This is a genomic window from uncultured Aggregatibacter sp., from assembly GCF_901873365.1.
In the GTDB taxonomy this organism is placed as follows: Bacteria; Pseudomonadota; Gammaproteobacteria; order Enterobacterales; family Pasteurellaceae; genus Aggregatibacter.
Map to the genome: position 1 here is coordinate 1 of NZ_CABFLM010000100.1, position 4,843 is coordinate 4,843.

A 4,843-nucleotide genomic window follows, 5' to 3' on the forward strand; every position below is an offset into this window, starting at 1 on the left:
CGGCTTCATTGGTTTGACTGAGCACCCTGCCCAATTTATCCCGCTCAAACCCCATCGCCTGTCCGTCGCTTGAAATGCGTTTGACTAATTCATGGTGTTCATCAAAATGGTATTCCTCACGTCTGCCTAAGGCATCCGTGACGACCGTGTAGCCCGGAAAATAGCTAAACGCCCAACGTTCCCCTAGATTGGTGGTATTGAGCGTGACTTTACCATTTGGCGTCTCGTGGTCGTATTCATAAGTCGAGATTAAGCCTGCGCTATCTTCATGGGAAATCATCAAATGATGACGATAACCAAATTTACGCACAAGGTTACCTAAGCCATCGGTCACCTCAATTAAATCCCCATCGGCATTGTAGCGATAAGACACTAACGGACGTCCAATCGGCGCCGTTTCCTGACTGTCGGTGTCTGTGGCAGTGGAAAGTGCGGTCGGTTTTTGCAGGGTTTCTTGCAACAGCGTCAGGTCAAGGTCGGAAAAGGGCTGTGTTAATAAATAAACATGGGTTAACCGCCGTTGAGAACTCGCCTTAATATTAGCCTGATTTTCCGAAGCGATATTCGCAAACTGTAATGCAAACACCCGCCCATTGCCATCAACAATGGCATACGGCAAATTATCCTGCCCATATAAAAACTGTTGACGATTGCCATGATTGTCCGTGATTTGCGTCAGCACAAAAGCCTTTTCCTCTTCCCCTTGACGCATGAAGGTGAAGTGTACGGTTTTATCCAAGGAGGAGATGCGAATCGTTTCCGCAGATAAACGGTGAGTCCAAATCTGCTCTGCTTGGATATATACAGGTTCTTGCCCCGCAAGGATAGATGGCAAGGGAATTTCTCGTCCTTGTTCGTCAACATAAACCAGCTGTTCAGCAGGTTGTACCTCCGAGTGTTGTTTGTCACTGCCGGCTTCTTCTCCTACCACACCGGCGAGTGCTTCTATCGGTATAGACATACGGGATTCAATCCGCTGACAGCCATTGACCCGCCAACCTTGTCCCAGCCACCCCTCATGGGCGACATCCGAATAATAACTGCGTTGCCAACGCAAGGGCAACAGCCCCGGCAACGCAAAATCCACTTCATCTGTCAGCAGCTTTATCCCTAAAATCGGATTGACCGGTCGCCCTACGGCAGCCGCCTGTTTACAGGCGATACACTCTCCCTCAACCGAACGCCCACCGGCCATCGCATCACCTTTGACGGTCAAGGGGCCTTCAATGGTGACCACGCCTTTTAAGGTAATCCCTTTCTCATTGAGATGAATTTGACCGCCACGGCTCTCTAAACGAATTTCATCCTGACCGGTTAAGTGCATCTGTTGACTTGTCATCGTCAACGTTTGCTCGGTGCTGACCTGGGTATGATTGCCTACGTCTAGGTGGTAATCCTGACCGACCGTTAAGTGATAGTGTTGTCCCACCCGAGTATACTGACCTAATAACACGTTAAGACTGCGCATCATGCCCACATTATGCAACTCATTCATGGCGATGTTCGTCATGCGGTTAAACCCCACCGTCAGGAGCTCATTTTGTTTGATGGTTTGCGAACGGTTTTTGCCAACCGTGATTTTTTCATTACGCCCAACGTTTTCCCGCCGATTGCGGCCAACTTTTGTTGTCTCGTTATGATTGACGACATTGTTTTGGTCTTTTTGCGCATGAATAAACACTTCTTCTTTGTCTTTTTCATCTTCAAAGCGCAATTCATTAAACCCATCCCCTTTGTGACTCTTAGACTTTATCGTCATCCGTGTTTTATGTTCAGGCAGGCGATAAGGTGGCTCGGTTGTGCTGTGATACGTACATCCTGTAATTATCGGTTGGTCCGGGTCCCCCTCTAAGAAACTCACGATAACTTCATGCCCCACGCGCGGTATCATCATGGTCCCAAATTGGGCTCCCGCCCAACTTTGACTCACCCGTATCCAACAAGAACTGTGTTCGTTATTACCGCCTTCCCGGTCCCAAGGGAATTGGACTTTCACCCGTCCCCATTCGTCACAGTAAATCTCTTCTCCTGTCGGCCCCACGACATGTGCCATCTGCGGTCCATCCACACGGGGTTTAGGGTGCGGGGTTGGACGCCATTGTTTCCCATGGGGTATCAGCCGACATTCATTTTCGTAACGGTTGCCTTCCTCGCCCGCCTCTTCTTCCAAAATGCCGTACTGCCAACCGCGATGTACCACCCCCACAACCAACCAATCACCATTAAAGCGACCTCTTGGGTGACCCGTCAAACTGAAACAATATCCCGGGATGACCTGTAAATCATCACTTCGTGCTGTGACAAGCTCGGCGTCCCGTTGGGCATATTCCAAACGGTAACGACTAAACGGCTTGCCCTGCGCATCGCGTTTATAACGTCCCGGATAATCATACTGTTCATACTGCCCCTGACTCGCATCGCCCAACACGCTCGTCTGGTGATGGGCAGACTGATGCTCTTGGTGATAACGCGGATTGGTAAAGGTGTAATCTCGCAAGGTTTGTCGGGTGCTCGCCAGTTTTGCGGCATAAGCCCAATGCCACAGCGCCGCCTGTGGACGTTCACCGGAAGGCATCGGGTTATAGTGCAGACGACCTTTTAACTCGGCAAGCTCCGTGCTGTTGGAAAAATGTAAAATATGGCTGTCGGCAGTATGTTCAAAATAATAATACGTCCCCTCTTCTGCCGCTAAGCGTTGAATAAACGCCAAGTCGGTTTCGCGATATTGCACACAGTATTCCCGCGTCCAATAGGGGGCGGTTAAGTGAAATTGGTATTGCGCCACCTGATTTTTTCCTAACAAGGTTTCAATAATCTGTTGGCTGTCTTGCTGTTGGAAAATCCGGACATCCGACTGCAAACCGGCTCGAGATAAGGCCGGCTCAATCACCATGTGATAACGGGTGCGGGAAAAGCCGCTTTCACCTTGTTCAAAGTGGGTCACAATGCCATTAAGGTGGCGTACGGCACAATCTGCTTGCAAAAAAGTAAGGGTGGCGGGGTGGTCTAAGATATCGGAGAATTTTGGCGAATCCTCGAAACTGACTAATTCAAGTTCGGCATGAAATAAGTCGGATAACTGTTCGGTAACGACAAAACTCACGACCTCAAATTGACTTGCCCCATTGACGGTTAAACGATAACGGTAATCGGATTGAACGGCCATCATGCCCCCTTTCAAAATACGGTCTGTTAGCCCATGACTCTAACACCCCGGTGTAGATTTTTCTATAGGGGAAATGGTATGACCTCAATCAGTTGGACATGGCGTCCAACTGTTGGGAGCGGCTCAAAAGTGCGGTCGGTTTTTTAAGCATATTTTAATAATGACAGATGCACGTAATATGACTATTAGATAACATCAATTTTTCGATGTGTTATCAGTATGTGTTGGGAGACGCGTACTATTTAGGGAATCGTAGTAAGAGCAATATATCAAATATTTCCATTCAATATAGACATTGTTTTTTTATTTGTATAGATACCAACAATTTTCCAATAGTGTTCAGGAATTTCCCGTTTGTTTATTATTAAATATTCATTTGCCTTATTATAAGCGGAGAACAAACCATACTCATTTAACAAATTATAATCTTTATTATCCTCTACCGAGATACCGTGAGTTCTAATGCTAATAAAGAGAGTATCCATAACATCATAACCTAAAAAGACTAAATCAGCTGAGGAATAAATATCTTGAACAGGCTCAAACCCTAAAATATCTAACCAATAATTATAGTCATGATTTTCAACTGATAATATACATGGATGAAATCCTTTGAATGCGAAGTTCATAGACTCTTTATTTTTAGGCTGAAAATGTTCAATTTGATTTAGATTAGTAATATCTAGATTGTATTGATCATTATAGTAATTAGGAATTTTATCGTATTCCAAAGTATCGTCCCAAATAGCGAAATCATAAGATAGCTGCTTATCTGTTGGAAAACGGCAAATTCTAGTAGATAAATATTTCATCATATATCCTTTTTAATGTGGATATTTAGGTGGCTTGTTAGGGCTGCTATTTAAATCAATCCAGCTAGGATTTATAACACCAAAATACTGATGTCCCCATATTTTTGGGGGATCGATATTCCAAAAGCACTGACAGTTGTTAGGGTTTTGATTAACAACAAAAATATGATAGTGGCTTTGCCCTGCTTCATCAAGCGACACCAGTGCCTTCTTTAGGATTGTGCCAATGTCTCATAATTATCCGGATGGGATAAATGTAACTAAAAGTGCGGTCAGATTTTGAAAGATTATTTACATCATACTGTTTTTAACTTTCTCATATTTTTGAGTATCAATTACTTTAGAAAATGCAGTAGATGATAAGGCTGGGTGTAATATTAAATAATTATCAATAGGGGTCATATTAGCTTCATTAACTTGTAATGGATTAGCTCCATAATTAATTAATATATCTAGTATTTCCATTTGTAAATTAATAGGATTATTTTCTAGAAAAATATAATGAAGACAGTTATTCTTAAAGTTATCTAATAAATTAATTTTAGCCCCATTCTTTATAAGTAAATCTATTTTATTTTTGGCACCAGATTTTACCGCTAACATTAAAGCAGTTCTACCATCTTTATCTCTATGATTAATTAAATGCTTTATCTTTTTTATGATTAATTCATATACTTTATTTTCATCAATATTTGATTCATTCTCAAGAATACTATACGACAATATATGTAGCGGAGTTTCTCCATCCTCTGAAAACACTTCCAAATTAACATTATTTTTAATTAATAAGTTAACATATCCAATTTTATTAAATCTACAACAATATTCTAAGAAGGTTTTTTTTTTTTTTTTTTCATCAAAAGAA

3 protein-coding genes are annotated in these 4,843 nt (G+C 42.8%); all 3 read right to left on the reverse strand.

Going from position 1 to position 4,843, the window contains the following annotated elements:
• A partial coding sequence (tssI, locus tag QZ106_RS08745; protein ID WP_295976475.1) for a type VI secretion system tip protein TssI/VgrG occupies positions 1-3,166 on the reverse strand: 3,166 nt, incomplete at its 3' end.
• A 269-nt stretch (positions 3,167-3,435) separates the two neighbouring features.
• Positions 3,436-3,978 carry a hypothetical protein gene (locus QZ106_RS08750; protein WP_295976476.1) on the reverse strand — a complete coding sequence of 181 codons (543 nt, stop codon included), beginning with the start codon at positions 3,976-3,978 and terminating at the stop codon, positions 3,436-3,438.
• A gap of 291 nt (positions 3,979-4,269) precedes the next feature.
• The coding region (locus QZ106_RS08755; RefSeq protein ID WP_295976477.1) for an ankyrin repeat domain-containing protein at positions 4,270-4,843 on the reverse strand (574 nt) is incomplete at its 5' end.